The organism is Robinsoniella sp. RHS (assembly GCF_001029355.1).
GTDB lineage: Bacteria > Bacillota > Clostridia > Lachnospirales > Lachnospiraceae > Robinsoniella > Robinsoniella peoriensis.
The window spans coordinates 1-20338 of record NZ_JNGB01000007.1; the positions used below are offsets into that span (position 1 = coordinate 1).

19 protein-coding genes are annotated in these 20338 nt (G+C 42.3%); 3 read left to right on the plus strand and 16 right to left on the minus strand.

What is annotated here, in order from left to right:
- A partial coding sequence (locus RHS_RS04965) for a transposase (RefSeq protein ID WP_047832508.1) occupies positions 1-439 on the plus strand: 439 nt, incomplete at its 5' end.
- A gap of 160 nt (positions 440-599) precedes the next feature.
- On the opposite strand, the gene RHS_RS04970 is transcribed toward RHS_RS04965, so the two are convergent.
- From RHS_RS04970 to RHS_RS04990, 6 genes are all read right to left on the minus strand, one after another.
- Complete coding sequence (locus tag RHS_RS04970; RefSeq protein ID WP_047832509.1) at positions 600-1715, minus strand: glycoside hydrolase family 172 protein; 1116 nt, start codon at positions 1713-1715, stop codon at positions 600-602.
- Positions 1716-1844: 129 nt separating this feature from the next.
- Positions 1845-2672, minus strand: a complete 828-nt coding sequence (locus tag RHS_RS04975) for a carbohydrate ABC transporter permease (protein WP_047832510.1) — start codon at positions 2670-2672, stop codon at positions 1845-1847.
- Complete coding sequence (locus RHS_RS30160) at positions 2669-3151, minus strand: carbohydrate ABC transporter permease (RefSeq protein ID WP_395021379.1); 483 nt, start codon at positions 3149-3151, stop codon at positions 2669-2671. Before RHS_RS30160 ends, RHS_RS04975 begins: the two co-directional genes overlap by 4 nt.
- Positions 3048-3599, minus strand: a complete 552-nt coding sequence (locus tag RHS_RS30165; RefSeq protein WP_395021384.1) for a carbohydrate ABC transporter permease — start codon at positions 3597-3599, stop codon at positions 3048-3050. Before RHS_RS30165 ends, RHS_RS30160 begins: the two co-directional genes overlap by 104 nt.
- A 65-nt stretch (positions 3600-3664) precedes the next feature.
- Entirely contained in the window at positions 3665-5014 is a 1350-nt protein-coding gene (locus RHS_RS04985) for an ABC transporter substrate-binding protein (RefSeq protein ID WP_047832511.1), read from the minus strand.
- 22 nt (positions 5015-5036) lie between these two features.
- On the minus strand, positions 5037-6482 hold the full coding sequence (locus RHS_RS04990) for a glycoside hydrolase family 32 protein (RefSeq protein WP_047832512.1): 1446 nt from the start codon (positions 6480-6482) through the stop codon (positions 5037-5039).
- A 258-nt stretch (positions 6483-6740) separates the two neighbouring features.
- Between RHS_RS04990 and RHS_RS04995 the strand changes: the two genes are divergently transcribed.
- The gene (locus tag RHS_RS04995) at positions 6741-7772 is read left to right on the plus strand and encodes a LacI family DNA-binding transcriptional regulator (protein ID WP_047832513.1); all 1032 of its coding nucleotides are present in this window, start codon (positions 6741-6743) and stop codon (positions 7770-7772) included.
- Positions 7773-8007: 235 nt separating this feature from the next.
- Here the strand turns inward: RHS_RS04995 and RHS_RS05000 are convergent, their stop codons facing one another.
- From RHS_RS05000 to RHS_RS05035, 9 genes are all read right to left on the minus strand, one after another.
- A complete protein-coding gene (locus RHS_RS05000; RefSeq protein ID WP_047832514.1) occupies positions 8008-8766 on the minus strand; it encodes a helix-turn-helix domain-containing protein in 759 nt (252 codons plus the stop codon).
- Positions 8767-8881: 115 nt separating this feature from the next.
- Positions 8882-10447 (minus strand): ADP-ribosylglycohydrolase family protein, encoded by a 1566-nt coding sequence (locus RHS_RS05005; protein ID WP_044297332.1) that lies wholly within the window; start codon positions 10445-10447, stop codon positions 8882-8884.
- Positions 10444-12306, minus strand: coding sequence for a sensor histidine kinase (locus RHS_RS05010; RefSeq protein ID WP_395021355.1), 1863 nt, complete (start codon positions 12304-12306; stop codon positions 10444-10446). Before RHS_RS05010 ends, RHS_RS05005 begins: the two co-directional genes overlap by 4 nt.
- A 41-nt stretch (positions 12307-12347) precedes the next feature.
- Entirely contained in the window at positions 12348-13142 is a 795-nt protein-coding gene (locus tag RHS_RS05015; protein WP_027291941.1) for a carbohydrate ABC transporter permease, read from the minus strand.
- Positions 13142-14053, minus strand: coding sequence for a carbohydrate ABC transporter permease (locus RHS_RS05020; RefSeq protein ID WP_242849005.1), 912 nt, complete (start codon positions 14051-14053; stop codon positions 13142-13144). The genes RHS_RS05015 and RHS_RS05020 overlap by 1 nt, the downstream gene beginning before the upstream one ends.
- A 16-nt stretch (positions 14054-14069) precedes the next feature.
- The gene (locus RHS_RS05025; protein WP_047832516.1) at positions 14070-15419 is read right to left on the minus strand and encodes an ABC transporter substrate-binding protein; all 1350 of its coding nucleotides are present in this window, start codon (positions 15417-15419) and stop codon (positions 14070-14072) included.
- Between the two features lie 436 nt (positions 15420-15855).
- A complete protein-coding gene (locus RHS_RS05030) occupies positions 15856-16365 on the minus strand; it encodes a GNAT family N-acetyltransferase (RefSeq protein WP_027291944.1) in 510 nt (169 codons plus the stop codon).
- A 908-nt stretch (positions 16366-17273) separates the two neighbouring features.
- Positions 17274-17396 carry a hypothetical protein gene (locus RHS_RS30170; RefSeq protein WP_276325433.1) on the minus strand — a complete coding sequence of 41 codons (123 nt, stop codon included), beginning with the start codon at positions 17394-17396 and terminating at the stop codon, positions 17274-17276.
- A 62-nt stretch (positions 17397-17458) separates the two neighbouring features.
- The gene (locus tag RHS_RS05035; RefSeq protein WP_047832517.1) at positions 17459-18226 is read right to left on the minus strand and encodes an SDR family NAD(P)-dependent oxidoreductase; all 768 of its coding nucleotides are present in this window, start codon (positions 18224-18226) and stop codon (positions 17459-17461) included.
- A 105-nt stretch (positions 18227-18331) separates the two neighbouring features.
- Here RHS_RS05035 and RHS_RS05040 point away from each other — a divergent pair, with 105 nt between their 5' ends.
- On the plus strand, positions 18332-19165 hold the full coding sequence (locus RHS_RS05040; RefSeq protein ID WP_047832518.1) for a LysR family transcriptional regulator: 834 nt from the start codon (positions 18332-18334) through the stop codon (positions 19163-19165).
- Between the two features lie 71 nt (positions 19166-19236).
- On the opposite strand, the gene RHS_RS05045 is transcribed toward RHS_RS05040, so the two are convergent.
- Positions 19237-20319, minus strand: a complete 1083-nt coding sequence (locus RHS_RS05045; RefSeq protein WP_047832519.1) for a GGDEF domain-containing protein — start codon at positions 20317-20319, stop codon at positions 19237-19239.
- Positions 20320-20338: the final 19 nt, after the last annotated feature.

Genomic DNA, 20338 nt, shown 5'->3' on the forward strand with positions numbered 1-20338 from the left:
CGAAGCCCAGTATGACGGCTTATATGCAGTATGTACCGACCTGCTTGATGACGATGTTTGTGACATTCTGAAAGTAAGTGAGGGCAGATGGCAGATAGAAGAATGTTTTAGAATCATGAAAACAGATTTTTCAGCCAGACCTGTTTATCTGCAAGACGAAAACAGAATAAAAGCGCACTTTCTCATCTGTTTTCTGGCCCTTCTCTTTTATCGCTTACTTGAGAGGAAAATGGATAATAAGTACACTTGCGAAACAATTTTAGAAACATTAAAAGCAATGAACTTTGCTGAAATCCAAGAGCAGGGATTTATGCCCCTGTACAAGCGTCAAAAGATCACGGATGACCTTCATAATGCCTGTAATTTCCGCACGGATTATCAATTCATCACAAAAAGTCAGATGAAAACTATCCAGAAAAAAAGCAAGGGCAGAGAATAAATTACTATAGTCTGTGACACGCAGTAAAACGGCTGCATCCCTCATAAAACAAGGGGATACAGCCGTTCTTTACGTATTCAACTGTCAAAGACAGGATTTTATCACAGGGTATTTTGATTTACAATATATCCCAAAGATATTCTGTAACGTAAAATTGGGATTATCGGGGCCAGCGCTTTTCTCTGCAGGGCAAATCAGGAAGAGGACGGTGCGGTTCTGACTGATACCAATATGCCACACTGGAGAGATCATCCTGCCTTTCAAATAAACCATTGTGAGAGACTCCGATTTGCTGGACTGTCACCCGCAGGTCATCTTCGAAAAAGACTGGATCAGGAATGTGCCACCGGTAAAATCCTCTCATCGGAGGGCAGTCATCATTATGATATGGATTGGAAAGCAAATCGTCATGCCGGGAGTAATAAGGGTATCCCAGATACGGCGTACAATAGGTAGTTTCTACTGTTTTCTGGTTCACTTGAGTAGCAAAACTCCAGGACCCTCCAAAGTAGTCTTCCATCCCTGTTCCGCAGATTGTGGGATATTCCCTGTCACCGTCTATGTAGAATTTCACCTCACCTTCTCCCCACCAATACCGCTGTAAAGCGGATAGTGCAAGATAGGTCCCGATATAATGTCCCTGTCCTTTGATTTCATCTGCTATGACATAGTCCATTCCCGTCTCCGTAACCGGCTGTCTTCTCCAGCTGGCATGAAAATAGCTGCATTCACTTGGCAGTGAATCATAGAGACAGTAGTCTATTTGATAGAAAAAAGCCGGTATCGGATTCACATGCTGGTTCTCCAGGGTAATGCGTGCTCCCTTATGAAACGGCATCTGAAAATATGAATTAAATCCCCTTAATGGCACCACCACAACCGGAAGTGAATTTACCATACATTCCTTCCCAAAGCCACAGCAGAAGAAATCCCCCAGGGGCACCTGCACAGAGGGATATTCTTCCCCGTCCCAGTACATGCGCAGTATCAGATCCCGAAGTACAAAGCAGTCTCCCGGTGATGTTTTATTATCCACCGTAATCCAGATATGACTGATGATGCCGCACCCCTTAATGTCTCCAAGAACAATCGTCTCGCCGGATGGAATATTTTTAAGACAGGGACTTCCTTTTCTGGAAGGCCCCAGGGGACTTGCCGACATACCGCCCTTTCCCTTTTCCCCTGTTGGATTTTCCGCATTCACAGCCCTAGATTTTCCACGCCGGAAAAAGGGAATTGCGCTTAATTCTCCCGGAATGCTTCCATATCTCTCCATATCTATATCACCCCTTATATTCTTTCTTTACTTTCTAGGTTTTTTTATGGGTTCCTGTAACCATCATTCTCCATACCTTGTTTGTCTTTTCCCATCAATCAGTTTTTCCTTCCTGATTTCCAGATATTTTTATCCCTTAGTAGCGCCCATAGTCATCCCTGATGTTACCCATTTATTTAACAAGAAATAAATCACCAGCGGCGGCAGAATTGATATTACGATAGCCGCAAAGGTAGAGCCCCAGTCTACATTTCCAAACGCACCTACATAATCTTTTAACCCCATAGCCACGGTTTTCGCCTTGGAATCGCTGATAAAAGTATTGGCGAAAATAAAATCATTCCAGATTAATATGCTATACATAGATGCAATGGTGATGACCGTATTTCTGGCTAAAGGAAAAACAATCTGTCCAAAGATGCGGTATGATGAACAGCCGTCTACAATGGATGCCTCAATCAGTTCGTTGGGAACAAAACTGTAGAAGCTGACAAACATCATAACGGACAGCGGAAGGGCAAATCCTACCTGCGGCAGAATCATGGAAAAACTGGTATTTAGCACCCCCATTTTGCTGTAAAATATAAAGAGCGGAATCAGGGTAATCTGAACCGGAACCATAATACCAAAAGTAAAAAACGCATAAACTCCCCGGTTAAATCTTATATTAAATTTAGAAATAGCAAAACCGGCAGTCGCACTTAATGCCACAATTAAAATCAGGGATATTCCTGTAACTTTTAAACTGTTCCACATATAACCCCCGATTTTTCCGTCTGAAAGTACCTTTATAAAATTTTCAAAAGTAACTTTACTGGGCAGTGCAAATGGTGCGCTGGCAAGCTCCACAGAAGGCTTAATACTTGCGATAAATAGCCAGATCACCGGATAAATCTGAATAACCAGAAATCCCAGAATGAATATGATAAAAATAATTTTCCCGACTTTTCTTTTCATCCCTTTGCCCTCCTTCGCTTTCTTCTTTCTTTTTCCAACGCTTTCATTTCCCGATCCTCTTTGCTGGTAAACAGTTTCCGGAGTGTAAATACCACTAATACACTTTCAATGATAATAAACACTGCAAGCGCACTTCCATAGCCGTATTGGTTGCTGGAAAATGCCTTCTTATACATATAAGTCGACATGAGCTCACTGGTATTTCCGGGTCCGCCGCTGGTCAGTAAGAACGGGATATCAAATCCTCTGAGTGCCCCCGTCAGGCACATGGTCAGGGTAAGCAGCAGAATATCTTTGATCAGCGGAATTTTGATCTTAAACAGAATCTGAAGTTCTGATGCCCCATCCATCTTGGCTGCTTCGTAGACAGAAGGGTCAAGAGATACCAGGGCTGCATAAAAGATCACCATGTACATACCCGTAAACCTCCAGCCCTCCGGTACCGAGACAGCAGCCAGTACCGTTTTGACATTCGCCAGCCAGGATGTCGCAAGTCCGCCAAGACCCACGGAATTCAGTATTTGGTTTAAAAGTCCCAATGGGCTCCGTGGAGTAAATGCTTCGGAATAGCTGGGTTACCGCCACGGTGGTAACAATACACGGAACATAATACAGCGTCTTTACCAGCGTTACTCTTTTCGTCATATAGGTCAGCAATATGGCAAACAGCAAACCAATCGATAACTGTATTACCACTACAATCAGCAGGTAAACCAGATTGTTTACAAATGCCGTGTAAAATACCTTATCCTTAAACATGGCTATGTAATTATCAAACATTACAAAGGTTTTATTCCCAATCCCGTTCCACTTCATAAAGCTCAGCCTTATAGATTCCTCAATTGGGTAAAACACCGCAAATATGTAAAACAATAATGCAGGGAGCAGAAAAACGGCATAAGCCTTTTTATCGCGTATAATTCCCATATCTTCCTCCTTAAATTAAGTTGTCCAGGGAGCGCCGCCCCCTGGATCTCATGCCGGGTCAGAAATTAATTCCCCGCATTTGCCGCTACAGAATCGTCCACCAGTTTGCAGAAATCTTCTGCCGACATATCTCCCGATGCTAATAACAGCATGTTGTCCTGCATCGTGGTATTGGTATCCGCATCCAGATAAGTATCCCAGGGCTTTAAGAAATGTTCTCCGGTAGACTGCATATCTTTTTGTATTCTCAGATATAAGTCCGAATAACTGACTTCCGCCGGCAATTCTGTTTTAATGGGAGACATCTGCTGTCTTCCTGCATAAAGAGCACCATAATTATCAATTACATACAGAACAAAATCTTTTGTTTTTTCATCAAAAGTTTCCGTGTTAAAAGCCATTCCTATTCCGGAGTTTACACAGAATTCATTTGCTCCGGTCTTTGCCCCCTCTGTGGCGGGCAGATAAAAATAATCAATTTTTCCCGCATCATATGCTTCCTGCATTGCTCCAATTTCCCAGTCACCGATATAATACATTGCCGATTTCCCATCTAAGAACATAGACTGGGCGGTGGCATAATCCGTTGCCGCAAAGCCGTCGTTAAAATACTGACCGATATCCTGCAGGAATTTTACGCCTTTCATTCCCACTTCACTGCTCATAGACTCTTTCCCGTCACGCAGGCCGATAATAAAATCATTTCCGCTTTCCCGAAAAGGCATCATCGCCAGATAACGCTGCACAGGCCAACGGTCTACGCCATCCACGGAAATGGGTGTGACTCCATTATCTTTTAAGGTCTTGCATACATCCAGCCACTCGTCCATAGTCTCTGGTACCTGCAGGTTGTATTTCTGGAAAATCTCCTTGTTATACCAGGTCATTTCCACATGATATTCCAGGGGAAGCGTATACATCGTACCATCTGTAAATTCCTGATATTTCAGCGCCGTGGGATAAAAAGAATCGTATTTTCCATTGTCCTCCAGGAATTTCTTCACATCTACCAGCATTCCGGCTTCCACCAGTTCCTTACAGTAGGGATCCGCATCAATATCTATAATGTCCGGCATATTTCCGCCAGCAATCAAAGTCTTTAATTTTTGCAGATAAGACGGGCGGTCTGCTGTTGTCTCGATTTCAATCTGCCAGTTTCCCCCCTTTTCCTTACTGTACTGCTCTGCAATTTCCCTCATTGTCTGATCAATAGCACCGTCTACCGGCCTGGAAGTTAACCACTTTACACTGGTTACCCCCTCCCCGCTATCCTGTGCTGCTTTATCTGCAGTCTCACTTCCTGCCTTCTTTTCCGTTTTCACTTCCGTACCTTTACTACTCCCGGCTCCACATCCCACCGCAAGTACCGCTGCAGCTGCCATCGCCATCAATACAACCAATGTTTTCTTTTTCATAAGAATACCCCTTTCATTCCTTTTACAATTTATTAGTTTTCACACAGTAATTTATTAGTTTCACACTGCCCTGAATCACATAGATTCCGGCTTTTCCGCCCTTATAACGATACATCCTGGTAGACATCGCTACCTCATCATTTATATATACCACACAGATATCATCCTCCCGGATCAGAAATAATTTAAACCGTTTTCCCTGTGGAAGCTTCCTTGCCGTTTCGATCTGATACGGAACATCTCCTTTAATCTGCCATTGGTAAAATCCCTTTTCGGATCTGGGCCACATATCCCATGCCACCTGATTGCGGCTCCTGTTCATACGCAGGAAATACCCCGTTTCCAGTCCTTTATCCGTATGTAAGGCTATACCGAATTCATGGACATTCGCAGCCTCAAATTCCAACTCCACAGAAAAACAATCTTCCGGTATATCATACAAAATTGCCCCTAAGGTTTCACTGGAAATATCTCCCTCCGGTGACAGACTGCAATTATAGCAGTCCGGGCTTACCGGCTCTGCTGCTGTTTGATAGAAATCTTTCAGAGCCTTCGTAGGCACAGTACGGAGCAAACCGGATTCCGGATCCTGGATCAGCTCGTGAAATGCCATGGTACCGCCCCATTCCCAGGGCCCAAAATCATCCGCTCCAAACTTACTTGCAATCCAGCCGAATGCATAACGTCTCTTCCCGTCAGAAGCTGTCTTAATAGCATAATTTGCTCTGGTGTCAAATACATCATCCTCCGGAATCAGCCAGGGTCCTGACAAACTTTTTGAATAACGGTAATGGGTGGTAAACTGATCGGAAAACGTGGAAAAAACCAGGTACCAGTACTCACCCATCCGGAAAACTTCCGGACATTCCATTGTAATATACATTTTCGGGCTGTAGAAAGGTTCTGCATAAGACCAGTTCACCAGATCTGAAGATTTTGAAAGACCGATGCAACCGCCTCTTAAATCTCCGGAGTCTTTCAGCCTGGCAGCTAATAGCATGTAATAACAGCTTTCCTCTTCATTCCAGAAAACAAATGGGTCACGCCAGTCAAATTCTTCATATATCTCACCATCCGCCGCAAAGAGGAAATCCTTTTTTGTTACCAGATGTTCCGGATCCTCTCCCAATGCCTGCATTACGGTCTGCACGCTTTTTCCATTTATTTTGATATCCGCATTATATGCCGTATAAAATGCATGGTATATCCCCTCTTGGTCTTTCATTACCGATCCGGTGTATGCATTTTTGTTCGGTTCCTCATCTCCTCCTCTTGCGATAGCTTCTCCTTTGTATTCCAGATTTACAAAATCCCGGGTTGTCACCAGATGCCAGGTAGTTTCTTCTGCATACTCTTTCTCTTTCAAACGAGGATCATGAAGATAATAACCATAATAAATTCCATTCTCATAATAAGGTATTAAATCACCTACCCAAGCATTTTCCGGTTGGTAAAACAGCTTTTTCATATCGCCTCTCCTTTCGTGCATAATCTATTTATGCACTGGTGCATTTTGTTTTGTTTGTAACTAAATATTATCATAACGCCTCATCATTTTCAACCTTTTTGCCCCATTTTTTGTATATTCTCTACAATTTACTAGTATTTTTTTATGCATTTTGTGTATAATTTATATATTTATTGTTTATTACCGTGCATTTCGTGCATATTAGATTGATTTTTAATTTTATTGTGCTATAATGGGTATTAAACAGGAGGAGTATCTATGAAATGCACGATTAAAGATATCGCAAAAGAACTGAATTTATCCAGAAATACTGTGGCGAAAGCCCTAAAAGGAAGCAGCGAAGTTTCTCCCAAAACCCAGGAACTGGTTCATGCAAAAGCAAAAGAAATGCACTATACTAACCACTCAGAGTTTTCTCCATCCGCGGCAAAGCCTGCTAATAAAGGTTCCATTCTCTTTTTAACCCGTACTTATGCAAATGATTCCGAATTTTGGAGCAGCGTACTGAAAGGAATTGAAGCCATTCTCTCTGCGGCAAACTACCATCTTGTTCTGGGAATTATGTCTGACACCGATTTAAAAACCCTTCAATTTCCGGGTTCCATCTACGATCCCAATATAAAAGGCATAATCATTGTTGAGATTTGTTATGAATCGGTATGTAAAGCGCTTTTGCAGTTCCACCTTCCCATTGTAACTGTGGATATGCCAAAGAACTACCACGACCTGATTGGAAAATTTGATATTATTACAATGGAAAACAAGATAAACATTTTTAATATTACAATACAGCTCCTGAAAAAAGGAGCAAAGAGATTTGGATTTATTGGAGATATTTACACATCAAATGTAGGGCGGGGATTCCAGGAGAGATATGATGCCCTGAACGAATGTCTCAAAGAACATAATTTAAAATTGGACCAGAACTGTTCTCTGCTCCACGAAACAACAGATGACTTTCGCAATTTTGGGTTAGTAATTGAAAAAATCCAACAGATGTCCGGTCTTCCTGACGTCTTCATCTGTGGAAACGACTGGCTGGCAATCCAGCTTATTTATGCCCTGCAGTTTTTGGGTTATAAGGTTCCCCGGGATGTCAGTGTTACGGGTTTTGATAATATTCCCGCCTCCGAACGGATTGTCCCGGCGCTTACCACCATCAGCACCCCCAAAGAATATCTCGGCATAGCTGCCGCCAGGCAGATTATTGAGCGAATCGATCATCCGGATGCACCCTGCATTTTTGCCCAGTATGCCACTGAACTGATTGTCAGGGGATCTACTGTTTGATTTTGTTATTTGATTTGTTATTTGATTTGTTATTTTATTTTCATTGTTGCTTTCTTCGTCCTGAAACGTATATAAATATAGGGGGAATAAGATCCAAAAAATTGAAGATAAACAGATCCAGCTAAAAAACGGCTGTAAAATATTTATCAGCCGTAATCTGGTACAAAATGTAATTCAATTGTTTCATGAATGGCAGCCTGTAATACAATAAAGCAAAGTGTGGAAATCAGCATTATTATAACAAAATCCCCCTGCAATCTGAATTGCGGTATACAGACGGCAATTCTCCCACCTCATTCTTAAATACCTTTGTAAAGGTACGGTAATCCTGAAAACCTACCTGCAGCGCAATTTTCGCAATGCTTTCATCGGTTGTCAGCAATAATTTCTTAGCCCGCTCCATTCTCAGTCTGGTCAGATAAGCGTGGTAATTCACACCTGTTTCATTTTTGAAAATCCGGCTGATGTAAGCAGAATTTAAATAAAATTCATCCGATAATATTTGAAGGCTGATGTCTTCCGACAGATGATCCTGTAAATATTCCGTCATTCGGTATATGAGCCGGTTGTCAGAATCCGGCGTTAGCTTTTGCTTCTCCTTTTCCATTTTTTCATGCAGAAGCTTTACTTTTAAGTCTTCAATTACCTTTCCGAAACCGGCGAAATTAACCGGCTTTAAAATATAATCCGCCACCTGCAGCCGCAGCGCTTCCCTGCAGTAGGAGAATTCATCATAGCCGGATACCACAATGTATGCGGTATCCGGTCTGTGCTCCTGTATAATGCGGATTGCTTCCAAACCTGAGATAATTGGAATATTGATATCCATCACGACGATATCCGGTTTATATGTTTTCGCATAGTTGACCGCCATCATGCCATCGGTTGCTTCACAGACAATCTCACAGCCATACAAACCCCAATCGAATAATTTCCGAAATCCTTCCAAAATGATTACTTCGTCATCTACAAGCATTACTTTCAGCTTCCGCATATCTTCTCCCTTATTTCATCTTATAATTTCATCTTACAATTTAATCTTTTCATTTCATCTTTTCACTTCATCTTTATTAAATTATATTTTAATCGAATTATCAATTGGTAATGATTTATTTTTCTCTCATCAGGGTAACTTTTACAACCCCATAGGAGTGGCGTCCCTCCAGTGCGGTGTCAACGATCAGTTCCAGTCTGCTGCCTTCAAACTGGTCCGGATTAAACGTAAATTCTACACCGGCATTTGATCCATGTAGATTATTAAGGGGCAGTAATGCGCTTTTTGCTCCCAGAATCTCCACTCCGGAAGGGGTATATAAGGTAATCCTTGCCCACTGCTGCTGGCACATCGCCTTTACATTTGTTACCATAACTTTGATGCTTCTATTTTCCCCATGCTTAAAATGAACAGATCCCTGATAGTCCACCATAACATGAAAAGCCGGAAAGGACTGGCGAACCACATATGGCGAGAGAGCACAGAGGCTTTGTATGGGCAGAAGTTCATTTTTCCCGCCTCCAATACCATTGATAAGCGGAAGGTATTCATCTGTTTTCCTGCAATACAAGTCCTCTCCCTCTTTGCAATTTATATCCATGCCGCCCTCTGCAAATATATCACAAATCTCCTGCCCCAGGAAAGAAGGCATAACCCTCATAACACGGTTTGACAGTTCCGTTGCAGTCTGTGGAACCCACAGCATATGACTGGTTTTGTCAATGCACAAGGTTGCTATTTTATCATCCAGAGGATCCATCCACTTTTCAGGAAGATTGGAAACACCTTTTATAATACCCAGAATTGCCCCAAGCGTAGCACAGGTACAATCCGTATCTTCTCCAAATGCAACCGCCTTACACAGACAGTCACCAAAATCTTCATTTCCATAGAGCCAGCCCGCGATAGTAAATGCCACATTTTCAGGTGCATCAAATCCAGGAGCTCCAACTTCCATCCCTTCATTATCCGGAGTGTTTATTTCACTTAATTTCATTCCCTGTATTCCAAAAGTTCCCGGTGCGGTATTATGAATTTCTTTTCTTGCTTCCCTCAGGCTCATGCCATTGTCGTAACAGGCTATTGCTTTTTTTATTGCTTTTGCGGTAATGCTTTCCTCTGGAATATAGGACAGCCCGATATCAATTAGTTTCCTGGTGCTGCATTCCACAAATGCCGCACTCTGAAGTGCCGCAAAAAAGATTTCTCCATACATGCCTTCACCCGCATGGTCAACAATAGCATCTTCATAAGCATAACGCGCCGCTATTTCCGGATGTCCTGGCGCCAGACATGCCCAGATCTCAGAGCGTATATAGCATCCACAGCTGTCTTTATAGGTATTGTCTACCTGACCGGAAAGGGGCGGCTGCAGTCCTGCACGCAGATTTGCCTTCCCCATGCCATACTCTACCCAGTTGGGAATAATGAATGACAGCCAATATTCCCCTAGTATAGATGCGTCAACGCTGCGGCCGTAACGTTCCACTGCAGCAAGCCATACAATCTGCAGATCCAGATCGTCATTGGGCGGCGGTCCCATGGATAAATCCTGTGTATAAAAATCAATTTCATTTATCTGACGCAAACCCTCAAAAGGTGCGCCTAACACTCCTCCGATATTTTTACCTGCCCAACATCCCATTACTTTGTCCTTATACTGTTCAAAATTTAATTTCATTCTGTATCTCCTTTACTATTTTTAATATAAAAAGTTACCGTAACCCCACCTTGTGGGTTTTCCGTATAAATCAGTCCCCGCTCCCGGGGATAATACATCATCAGCCTATTCTGCACATTTTTGATACCAATATGCCGGTCTTCCCTTTCATCAGTAACAACGCAATCCCCTTCGCTTAAAAGCTGCTCTACCATTTCCCATGCTTCTTTTTCCATACCAACTCCATTATCGGATACCGTTATCTTGACGTAATCCCTGCGGGTCTCGTCCGCTTGTACCGAAAGGCTGATCATCCCCGTATACCCTTTATTGCGCAAACCGTGCATCACACTGTTTTCTACAATGGGCTGCAAAATAAAATTAGGAATTTCAGCCTGTTCCAGCATCTGATCAATTTCATAGGCACACCGGAGGTTGGGATACCGGCAGCTCATCAGCCCCAGATAAGCCTGTACTAATTTCACTTCATGGGCAATGCTGACGATCTGGCTGTCTACTTTCACACTCAGCCGAAAAAAATCTACCAGCATCAGAATCATATTGGCTACTTCCATATCCCCGTTCAGTTCCGATTTCAGCCGGATTGTATCCAGGGTATTGTACAAAAAATGCGGATTGATCTGATTCTTCAAATAAAGCAGCGACATTTTCTGCTGTAAAAGCTGTGCCTCCTTTAGCCTTACTTTTCCTTTATACTCCGATTGGATTAACTCATTGATTCTATCCATCATCTGATTAAATGCTGCAATCATCTGCCCAACCTCATCCTCCACCTCTACTTCAAACCTGAGATTTAGCTTGTCCGGATCAAAGTTTTCCAGGGAATGGGAAAGCGTTAACAGCGGCTGCAAAGTCTTTTTCGTAAAAAAGTAATTAAAGAAAACCGTTACTGCTACCAAAGCAAAAAATAATATACTTAATATCTTTATAAACAACATTGCATTTCCGGTAATAATTTCCATGGGCTTTCGTATAATCAGGGTCATACTGCTATATTCTGAAGTCTGGTACGAAACCAGATACTGCCCCTTTTTGCAGATGCCATTCCTGGCAACCACTCCTGTTTCCTTTACACGATACCGGTCAGAATGAATTTCATCGATATTTTTTCCAATATAGTTCTGACTACTGTCACATACAATATCCCCTTCTTCCGTAATCAGGGTAAATTCCGAATCACCATCCAGATATTCCTCCAGTACCTCCTGCATCACCTCCACCTGGGCGGTTAAAACAATGTGCCCGATCCGCTTGTTTGGCGAAAACCCCTTCACTTCCCTTACCAGATACAGGCAAGTATTCTTTAGTGGGTTTTTTAACAGCGGCATATAAAACCGCATGAATTCCGGCTGTATTCCCAAACGCATGACACAGCCGTTGATCTGTCCTTCCTGTCCCTCCCACATTTCCATTTTTCTGATAAAATTTTGTATATCATAGTCCAGTTTCCGGGCAGGATTTAAAGTGTCATTTGCCATAATTAAAGAATCTGAATTGAAAATATATATGCCGTCAATGTCCTCCCGAATAGTAATCAGGGAGGTATACAGCGCATTCAGGTATTTTTCGGATGCCAGCTGTTCCCCATAGGTATCAATGCCATAATTTTTCAATATGTCCTGCGTCTTTTCATCAGAATAGCACATCATGGATACACGCGCCATATCCTTTAATTTATTGTCCGCAGAACTCAATGAGTTGGCAAGATACACACCCATTTTCTGTTCTTCACCGGCTATCGACTGCCTGTAGTTGACTACGCCCAAAACGATACCCATGATTACAAATCCAATCAGGCTGATCAATGTATTTACCGCCGTAACACGTGTGCTTAAACGCCTGCCCGCTCTCCTCTGCACTTTTGGTTGCCCTTGATTTCCCTGCCCTTTTCCGGATGCAGTCACCCTTTCACTGCCCCGGCAGTCATCCCCGCAATAAGGAATTTTGAGCCAAAAATATAGAATATTGCGATTGGCAGCAGGCAGATCACAAGAGATGCATACATGACTTCTATGGGGAAATTCTGGGAACCTGCTGTTTGTACAAAGCGCAGAGGGACTACGGATATAGGCTGAACGGAAGTATCATTTATAAAAATCATTGCCATCTGTAATTCATTCCAGGCTCCAAGAAAAGTCTGTATCAGCACAAATGCCATGCCCGGTACCGCGATGGGCATCATCACCTTGACAAAAGTTTTAAATACTCCCGCACCATCAATTCGTGCAGCTTCCATTAGTTCATTTGGCAATCCGTCAAAATAATTCTTTAAAACCATCAGGTTAAAACAACTGTTCAGTGTTGCATATGGAAATATCAGGGAAAATGCCGTGTTATTAATATGTAAACCCTTCACAATCTGGAATAATGGAAATATCAACGCTGAAGTAGGAATCATCATCCCTGTTAATAAAAGGTAATACAAAACCTTTTTTCCCGGGAACTCCAATTTTGAAAAGGAAAATGCACCCATTGCAGATACCACCGATACAATCAGCAATGTTCCGAATACTACAATAAAACTGGTCAGAAAATTAGGAAGCAGATTGACTTCTTCAAATACTTTTGTATAATTCCCGATCCCATTTCCTTCAAAAGACCTGATTAACATAAGAATTAAAGGAAATAGGAACAAAAATGTGAATATCACGCATATAATCTGTCCTAATAAACTGTATATCTTCGAATTTCTCATCAACCTGCCAACTCCTTATCTTTATCATTGTGGTAATACATTTTTAATTGAATCAATGTAATTACCAGGGCTATCACAAACATAATCACAACAACCGCTGACCCCTCTCCCTGCTTGAAAAGTGCAAATGATTTTTTATAAATGTATGTTGAGAAAAATTCTGTGGCATAATTAGGACCGCCTTTTGTCAGCACAAACGGCAAATCAAAACATTTGAGTGATCCCAGCATCCCCATGATAAATAACGTATAATGCGTACTTCTTAGCAGCGGGAAAGTAATCTTCGTAAACTGCTGGACCTTGTTCGCCCCGTCAATTGTTGCCGCTTCATACAGATCACCGGATATATTCAGCATATTGGCATAGTACATCAGCATACTGTATCCCGTCCACTGCCAGATATTAACGAACACAATACACGCCAGCGCCCACTTTGGATCTGCCAGCCATTGCTGACAAAGGCTCTCCAAACCTGCACTTCTTAAAAACAGATTCAAAAACCCCCTGTTTGTTTCAAAGATTTTCGAAAAGATATTCCCCACAATCGCCGGGGTTGCCACTACCGGTAAGTAAAAAATAATCCGGTAGAAACCGCTGAAATGAATCTTTCTGGAAAAAAACGATGCAAAAACAAGGCCCAGGAATGCCTGAAAAATAATCGTGCACAGAGCAAAAATCACAAAATTTTTCCCAATCTTCAGAATAACAGGGTCCGTAAGTATCGTGGCATAATTCTTGAATCCAATAAATGTCTTCTGGATATCAATTCCATTCCAATCGTAAAAACTAATTATGAAATTATAAATTATGGGATACACGATGAATATACCAAAAAGTGCTGTCAGCGGCAGAATAAATACATATCCGATTAATTTTTTGCCTTTCACATGGTGAAACCGCTTTTCTTTCACATTTTCCCCTCCCGTACTATCTTTGCTGGGCTTTTGAAGCAGTTTCTATGGTCTCTGCCGCCTCTTTCGGAGTTACTTCGTTCAATGCCAGCGATATCAATGTATCCGTTATACTCTGCTTCAATTCTGCATAAGACATTTCCCGGTAACCGGCAACATTGGTCTCTGCCTGCTTTTGAATATAATCCATATTTTTCAACCCATCCTCGCTCATTCTCCCCACATCTAACTTCAGGTCTGACCTGGACGGACAATACTGGAAATATTGATTGACCAGAATATCCTGCCCGTCATGCAGCATATAATCAATAAACTTCCACGCCGCTTCCGGATTTTTGGTATTTTTATTCATACACAGGCACACGTCCACACCGGCAGTTACCGGACTTACCTTGCCATCATTATTCCAGTCAATCAGAAAGATATCATGATCTGCTCCATCCCCGTTAAAGACTTTGTTTATCTGGGGATCTGCCGTATTCAGATAAGCAGCTCCCGTCCATGAGCCGTTTAGTATCATCGGAATGCTTCCTTCTTTTTCGAAAAGGTCTGTCGTATCACTGTACATATTTACACCCAGTGAACCATCCTGAAAAATGCCCCCGGTAAACAGCGACTGCCAGATCCCGAAGGATTCCACCAATTCATCATCTGTAAATGGTACCTCCCCCTCTATCGCTGCATACAGCTTCTCAGAGTTGATGTCATTAGCTATACTCATCCAGGTGTCAATATTAATCCAGGCGTCTTTTGCACCGATTGCCAGTGGATACTGCCCCTCTTCCCGCAGGACTTCTGCATTGTTTTTCAGGTCATCCAATGATTTTGGTACATCCAGGTTGTAGTCTTTTAGCATGTTCACATCTGCCCAGGCATAGCCTGCATAGGTGAGCCCCAGCGGGAGCCCGTAATAATTGCCGTCCTGTTTGTCCTTCAGCAAGTCTTTGCAATAGTCCAGAAACCCGGATTCCCAATCCTTTCCCCAGGCTTTCTCAGCAAATTCTGTCAGATTCATTTCGAAATCCTGAAATTCCTTAATCGTGGTTCCGGTCTGCATTCCAAATACATCCGGTCCCTGACCGCTCGCCATATCAATCTTCATCTTTTCCACGTGATCCGAATATGGCATATAAACATAGTTTACTTTAATGTCGGGATTCTTCGATTCAAAATCTGCAATCAGCGTTTCAATTGCCTCTCCTTCCCCTGGATTCCAGGTCTGAAACGAAATTTCCGTTACACCTTCCTTCTGGACTTCCTTGTCCGAAGCAGCCGTCTGTCCGCCGCTTTCCTTAGAAGAACATCCCGAAAGCCAGGCGCCCACCACACAAACTGCCAATCCACTGTAAATCCATTTCTTTTTCATTTACGATAACCTCCTTTTCTTTGTGATTACAAGGTACATTATATCTGTTTGCAGTCTGGCATTATACCCGTTTTTTTGTTCATAATGTGTCAATATTATACATATGACACAAAAACAGATATTAAAAAAGACGGATTTGAAATTTATTGATAATTTCAAATCCGCCAATACTGTTTAAATTTAAGTTTACTTTCCACCAACATGGGTGTTCACTGTTTTTCCTTTATTTTCACAAGTTCCTCCACAAACCGCTCTCCCTCATTGACCCGGGGTCTTTAGACAGAGTCTTTAAATACTAGTGCCTCCCGGCGTAAATACGTCGATATATAGTGCCTGATATCTGTGTCAGGTGTGCGTCTGTGAATCGACGGCGTAGCGGGCTACGACTAGATTCACAGACGTGCAGCTGGCGCGGATAGCGGGTGCTGGCATTTTTCTATGCCAGTTCCCCTGCTAATGCCGGTAAAGCATCACCTGTAAGACGGTAAATTGTCCACTCATCCATAGGTATTGCGCCCATGCGTTTATAGAACGCAATTGATGAAGTATTCCAATCCAGACAGCACCAGTCCATACGGCCGCAGCCACGGTCTGTGGCGATTTTCGCAATGCATGCCAGCATCAGCTTGCCATATCCATTGCCTCTTGCTTCCGGCAGAACAAATACATCCTCCAGATACATACAGGCTTTCCCCTGGAAAGTAGAGAAACTGTGAAAATATACCGCAAAAGCTACTGCCTGCCCGTTTTGTTCACCAAAGACAACCTCTGCCTGATTTTTTACAAATATGGAATCATAGAGAATCTCCTCTGTAGCAACCACCTCGTCCTCCATTTTTTCATATACAGCCAGAGCCTTAATGAAATTTAGAATTAAAGGTGCATCTTCTTTCTCTGCAAACCGTATTTTGAATGATGGATCTTTTGTTTCTAAATAATTTGCCATGTGTTTCCTCCATTTTGATGATTTTAACTTTTTCAGATGTGCTTGTATCTTAATGCTTTCGCATACTATACTACCGTCTTTTACATAAAATGTCAAAACCTTGTTTTTAGTATTATAGCGAGCAGTTATATTTGGGTTTAGCTAAGGAAAGACGCTTTGTATATGATAGGTAGTGTACGGAAAGAGAAGGGGCGAGCCAGGACATTGATTTGGAAGGCTTACCTCAGAACTGGTATTTTCTAACCTTCCCAGAGCCCTTTTTGGCGGCACGCGGGCATTCACTCCGAAATCCTGATGCATTTCGCAGCTCACTGCCCGCTTACAATCCGATGTGAGACAGTCGAATCGTATCCGCCAAAAAGCACTCTGGGAAGGTAAGTAAATACTCAGCTCTGCTATACGCCTTCCAAATCAATGTCCTGGCTCGCCCCTTCTCTTTCCGAGATAGCATTCGTTGATACAAAGCTGGTTTTCTCAGCGTGGTGGGACCCTGGGGTTGTGGCATGCTGGACGCTATTGGCGTAAATCAGCTTCATCTTATCACTGTAGTGGGATTCTTCATTCTAATACAGTATATTTATGGTTATAGTACTTACATCCAGTTACTTCTGTGATAGGAAAGCAAGTAAAATTAAACTTTCTCCCAATTCATACTAAACTGTCCAAACACACTCTGCTGAATCCAAAAACGAACAGCTGGACACAGCCCCAGGGTCTCCACTCGGCTGAGAAAACCAGCTTTGTGGCGACAACCTGGATCTCGGAAAGATGGGTGTGGGAAACTGGTATGGACGGAGGAAGCGTAGAGCAGAGCTGAGTATTTACTTACCTTTTCGAAGTGTTTTTTGGCGGATAGTATTCGACTGGCTCCCATCGGATACTAAGCGGGTACTGAACCGAGAAATGCATCAGGATTTCGCGGTGAATACCCGCGTGCCGCCAAAAAGCGCTTCGGAAAGGTTAGAAAATACCAGTTCTGCGGCCAGCTGACGGAGCCCATGCCAGTTTCCCACACCCATCTTTCCGTACACTACCCACATCTACAAAGCGTCATTAATCAGCTAAACCCTAATTTAATCAGAATTTCTACACCCTAAATAACCATTCCATTATTCGGACTGATGATCTGCCCGGTCATCGAACTTTGAACAAGAATACTGCAAACCAGTTCTGCAATATCTTCCGGTGTGGAAATACGCTGTAAGGGCAACTTTCCGCTAAGCCGGTACATCTTTTCTTCTTCCCCCTCCCACCATCTGGTGGATATGGCAGCAGGCGCTATACAATTTACCCTGATATCCGGCGCCAGTACATGTGCCAATGATTTCGTCAGACAGTGCACCGCTCCCTTGGACACCGCATAGGACAGGGACGAGCCGGTACCTGTAATCCCTGCAATACTTCCCATATTCAATATAGCACAGTCTTCCTGCTTACCTTTCTGCTTTTTCATAATCGGCGCAACAGCCCGGGCACAGTAGAACATTCCTTTGACATTCACAGAGAATAAATGATCCCACACCTCCTCTGTGACGCTTTCCATATCCGACAAGTCTATCTGCTTTGTGATACCTGCATTATTTACCAGATAGTGAATTGCTCCCAACGCACTTTCGGCTTCCCGAACCATTTTCCGTACGGCATAATCATCCGATACATCAGCCTGAAGTGTAATTACACTGCCTCCCATAGCTTCTATGATTCTTGCGGTTTCCCGGGCTTCTTTCCCGGAATTTGCATAGTTTAATGCAATTGCAGCTCCGTATTCAGCCAGTTTTATGCATACAGCTCTGCCCACTCCCGTTCCTCCTCCTGTAACAAGAACTGCTTTATCTTTCCATTTATCTTTCCATGTGATCATTTCATCAACCTCCTTACTCTTTTGATTTATTATACATTTATCCGGTTATCGTGTATAATAGTTGATAGTGATAAGATCAATCAGATAAAATGATGAGGTGAAAAAATGGAGAGTTTAGAACTACGAATATTCCGAGAAGCTGCCAAGTCGAATTCAATTTCTAAAGCTGCTGAAAATCTGAATTACGTACAGTCAAATGTAACTGCACATATAAAGAAATTGGAAGAAGAACTGGGCACTACATTATTTATACGCCATGGAAAAGGTGTCACACTGACCGAAGACGGCGAAAAGCTGCTGCATTATGCGGATAAAATTCTTGAAATGCTGGACAATGCTTTATCCGCATTTCAAAAAGAATGTGATAGACTGCAAATCGGAGCAACACAGACACTGGCCGCCTCCCGATTGCCCCTCTGGATATCCGCCTTCCGGAAAATATATCCGGACATCCGATTATCAGTTGTCACCAGCAGTCAGGAGGATCTGATTCAAAATCTGGAAAAGCACGCACTTGATTGTGTATTTGTAGAATCAGAATACATATCACCTTGTGGGAAATCCATCTTTCAATTTTCAGAAGAATTAAGCGTCATCGCTCCTTTGAAGAGTTCGCCGCAATCCCTGCCTTTTCGTCCGATTGTTGTAAATGCTTTGACTACCTGCCCTTTTCGAAAACAGCTGGCCGCCTGGTCTTTTTCTCAAAATCATTCGGAACCGTCAGTCATCGAATTCGATACGGCAGAAGCAATCATGAATGCTGTGTCACTTGGTATGGGGATCTCTCTGCTGCCCTCTAGCCTTATTGCCGGAAAAAATAATCTTACCGCATTTAGAATTCCGGAAATAAAAGATTTTGATCTGCATATGATGACTCTTGGCGGGCAGCAAAACAGACAGGTATTTCAATTCAGAGACATTGCAGCCACTTTTTATTAAAATACAAAATACCCCTGAAAAAATGCCTGTGCAGCAAAATTCCTGCACAGGCATTCTGATCCCGGGAGAGTTTATCTGCCCGGACTTAACACACGGATGGTGTAATGTCCTTTTCCCATATGTTTTGATTGATAAAGAGCTTTATCACCGTATTGATAAAGTCTATGATAATCCGTCGTCCCCTGATTATAAATACAACAGCCAATACTGACATTTACAGGAATATAATTGATACAGGCAATCTGAAGCCCCCGTATCTTTTCATAGAGACAGTCAAGACTCTGCCTGCAGATGGATTCATCCGCACATTTCAAACTGTACACAACGAACTCATCTCCTCCCATTCGGAAAAATACATCTTCTTTTGAAAATTGAGCCCGAATAACTTTTGCAATTTCTTTCAAAACTTCATCACCACTGGCATGACCATAAGTATCATTTATGGACTTAAAATCATCAATATCTAAAATGCAAAATGCCCCATACTCTTTGCGCTCAGCAAGATGCTTTATCTTTTCCTCACCGATACCCCTGTTATAGATTCCAGTAAGCACATCTTTCTCAGATTTCTCCCTGAATTTCACATAGTTTTCCACATTCTCAAGCCTGTCATCCAGGATAAAAAAATTAACACCGGCTGCCAGAAAATAAAATGCCACTAAATCAACGAAATCTTCTAAAAACAACTGAAAATCCTTAGCCAGATAGTTACATATACAGTAGATAACAGCAATGATTGTAATATAGAGACATACTCTCCAGGGTTTATCCAATATAAATAATGGCAGGACACAGATAAAAATCATTATTGTTATGGAAGGCTGGGTCGGGTCCAGGAATGTTCCCAGCATAATTGCCATGATCATAACCGGCGTTATCACTGCATAAAAGGCAAATATGATATGTTTTATCTTCTTCTTATGTAAAAATTCAGCCAAAAATAACATCGCAACATAATAGACTGCCATAATTAGAAACTGGGTATTAAACGTAACAATGTCTCTCAATAAAAGACAAAATAATAAGACTGCAACGGAAATAATAACCCCAACAACGGAAAAGTCCCTTAAGCTTTTATAATTTCTAATCCTGATCTCTTCTGGATATAAATCAACTGTTTTACCTAAAAAATTAGTTTTTACTTTCTGGAACATTTCGTATCTCCTTTGTGTC

Coding starts and splice junctions, on each gene's coding strand:
- RHS_RS04990 (WP_047832512.1), bottom strand. CDS start 6,482: ATGAAAAAGCTGTTTTACCAACCGGAAAATGCTTGGGTAGGTGATTTA.
- RHS_RS04985 (WP_047832511.1), bottom strand. CDS start 5,014: ATGAAAAAGAAAACATTGGTTGTATTGATGGCGATGGCAGCTGCAGCG.
- RHS_RS05000 (WP_047832514.1), bottom strand. CDS start 8,766: ATGCGGAAGCTGAAAGTAATGCTTGTAGATGACGAAGTAATCATTTTG.
- RHS_RS05045 (WP_047832519.1), bottom strand. CDS start 20,319: ATGTTCCAGAAAGTAAAAACTAATTTTTTAGGTAAAACAGTTGATTTA.
- RHS_RS04975 (WP_047832510.1), bottom strand. CDS start 2,672: ATGAAAAGAAAAGTCGGGAAAATTATTTTTATCATATTCATTCTGGGA.
- RHS_RS04970 (WP_047832509.1), bottom strand. CDS start 1,715: ATGGAGAGATATGGAAGCATTCCGGGAGAATTAAGCGCAATTCCCTTT.
- RHS_RS05025 (WP_047832516.1), bottom strand. CDS start 15,419: ATGAAAAAGAAATGGATTTACAGTGGATTGGCAGTTTGTGTGGTGGGC.
- RHS_RS05015 (WP_027291941.1), bottom strand. CDS start 13,142: ATGAGAAATTCGAAGATATACAGTTTATTAGGACAGATTATATGCGTG.
- RHS_RS05005 (WP_044297332.1), bottom strand. CDS start 10,447: ATGAAATTAAATTTTGAACAGTATAAGGACAAAGTAATGGGATGTTGG.
- RHS_RS04995 (WP_047832513.1), top strand. CDS start 6,741: ATGAAATGCACGATTAAAGATATCGCAAAAGAACTGAATTTATCCAGA.
- RHS_RS05035 (WP_047832517.1), bottom strand. CDS start 18,226: ATGATCACATGGAAAGATAAATGGAAAGATAAAGCAGTTCTTGTTACA.
- RHS_RS05030 (WP_027291944.1), bottom strand. CDS start 16,365: ATGGCAAATTATTTAGAAACAAAAGATCCATCATTCAAAATACGGTTT.
- RHS_RS30165 (WP_395021384.1), bottom strand. CDS start 3,599: ATGGGAATTATACGCGATAAAAAGGCTTATGCCGTTTTTCTGCTCCCT.
- RHS_RS05040 (WP_047832518.1), top strand. CDS start 18,332: ATGGAGAGTTTAGAACTACGAATATTCCGAGAAGCTGCCAAGTCGAAT.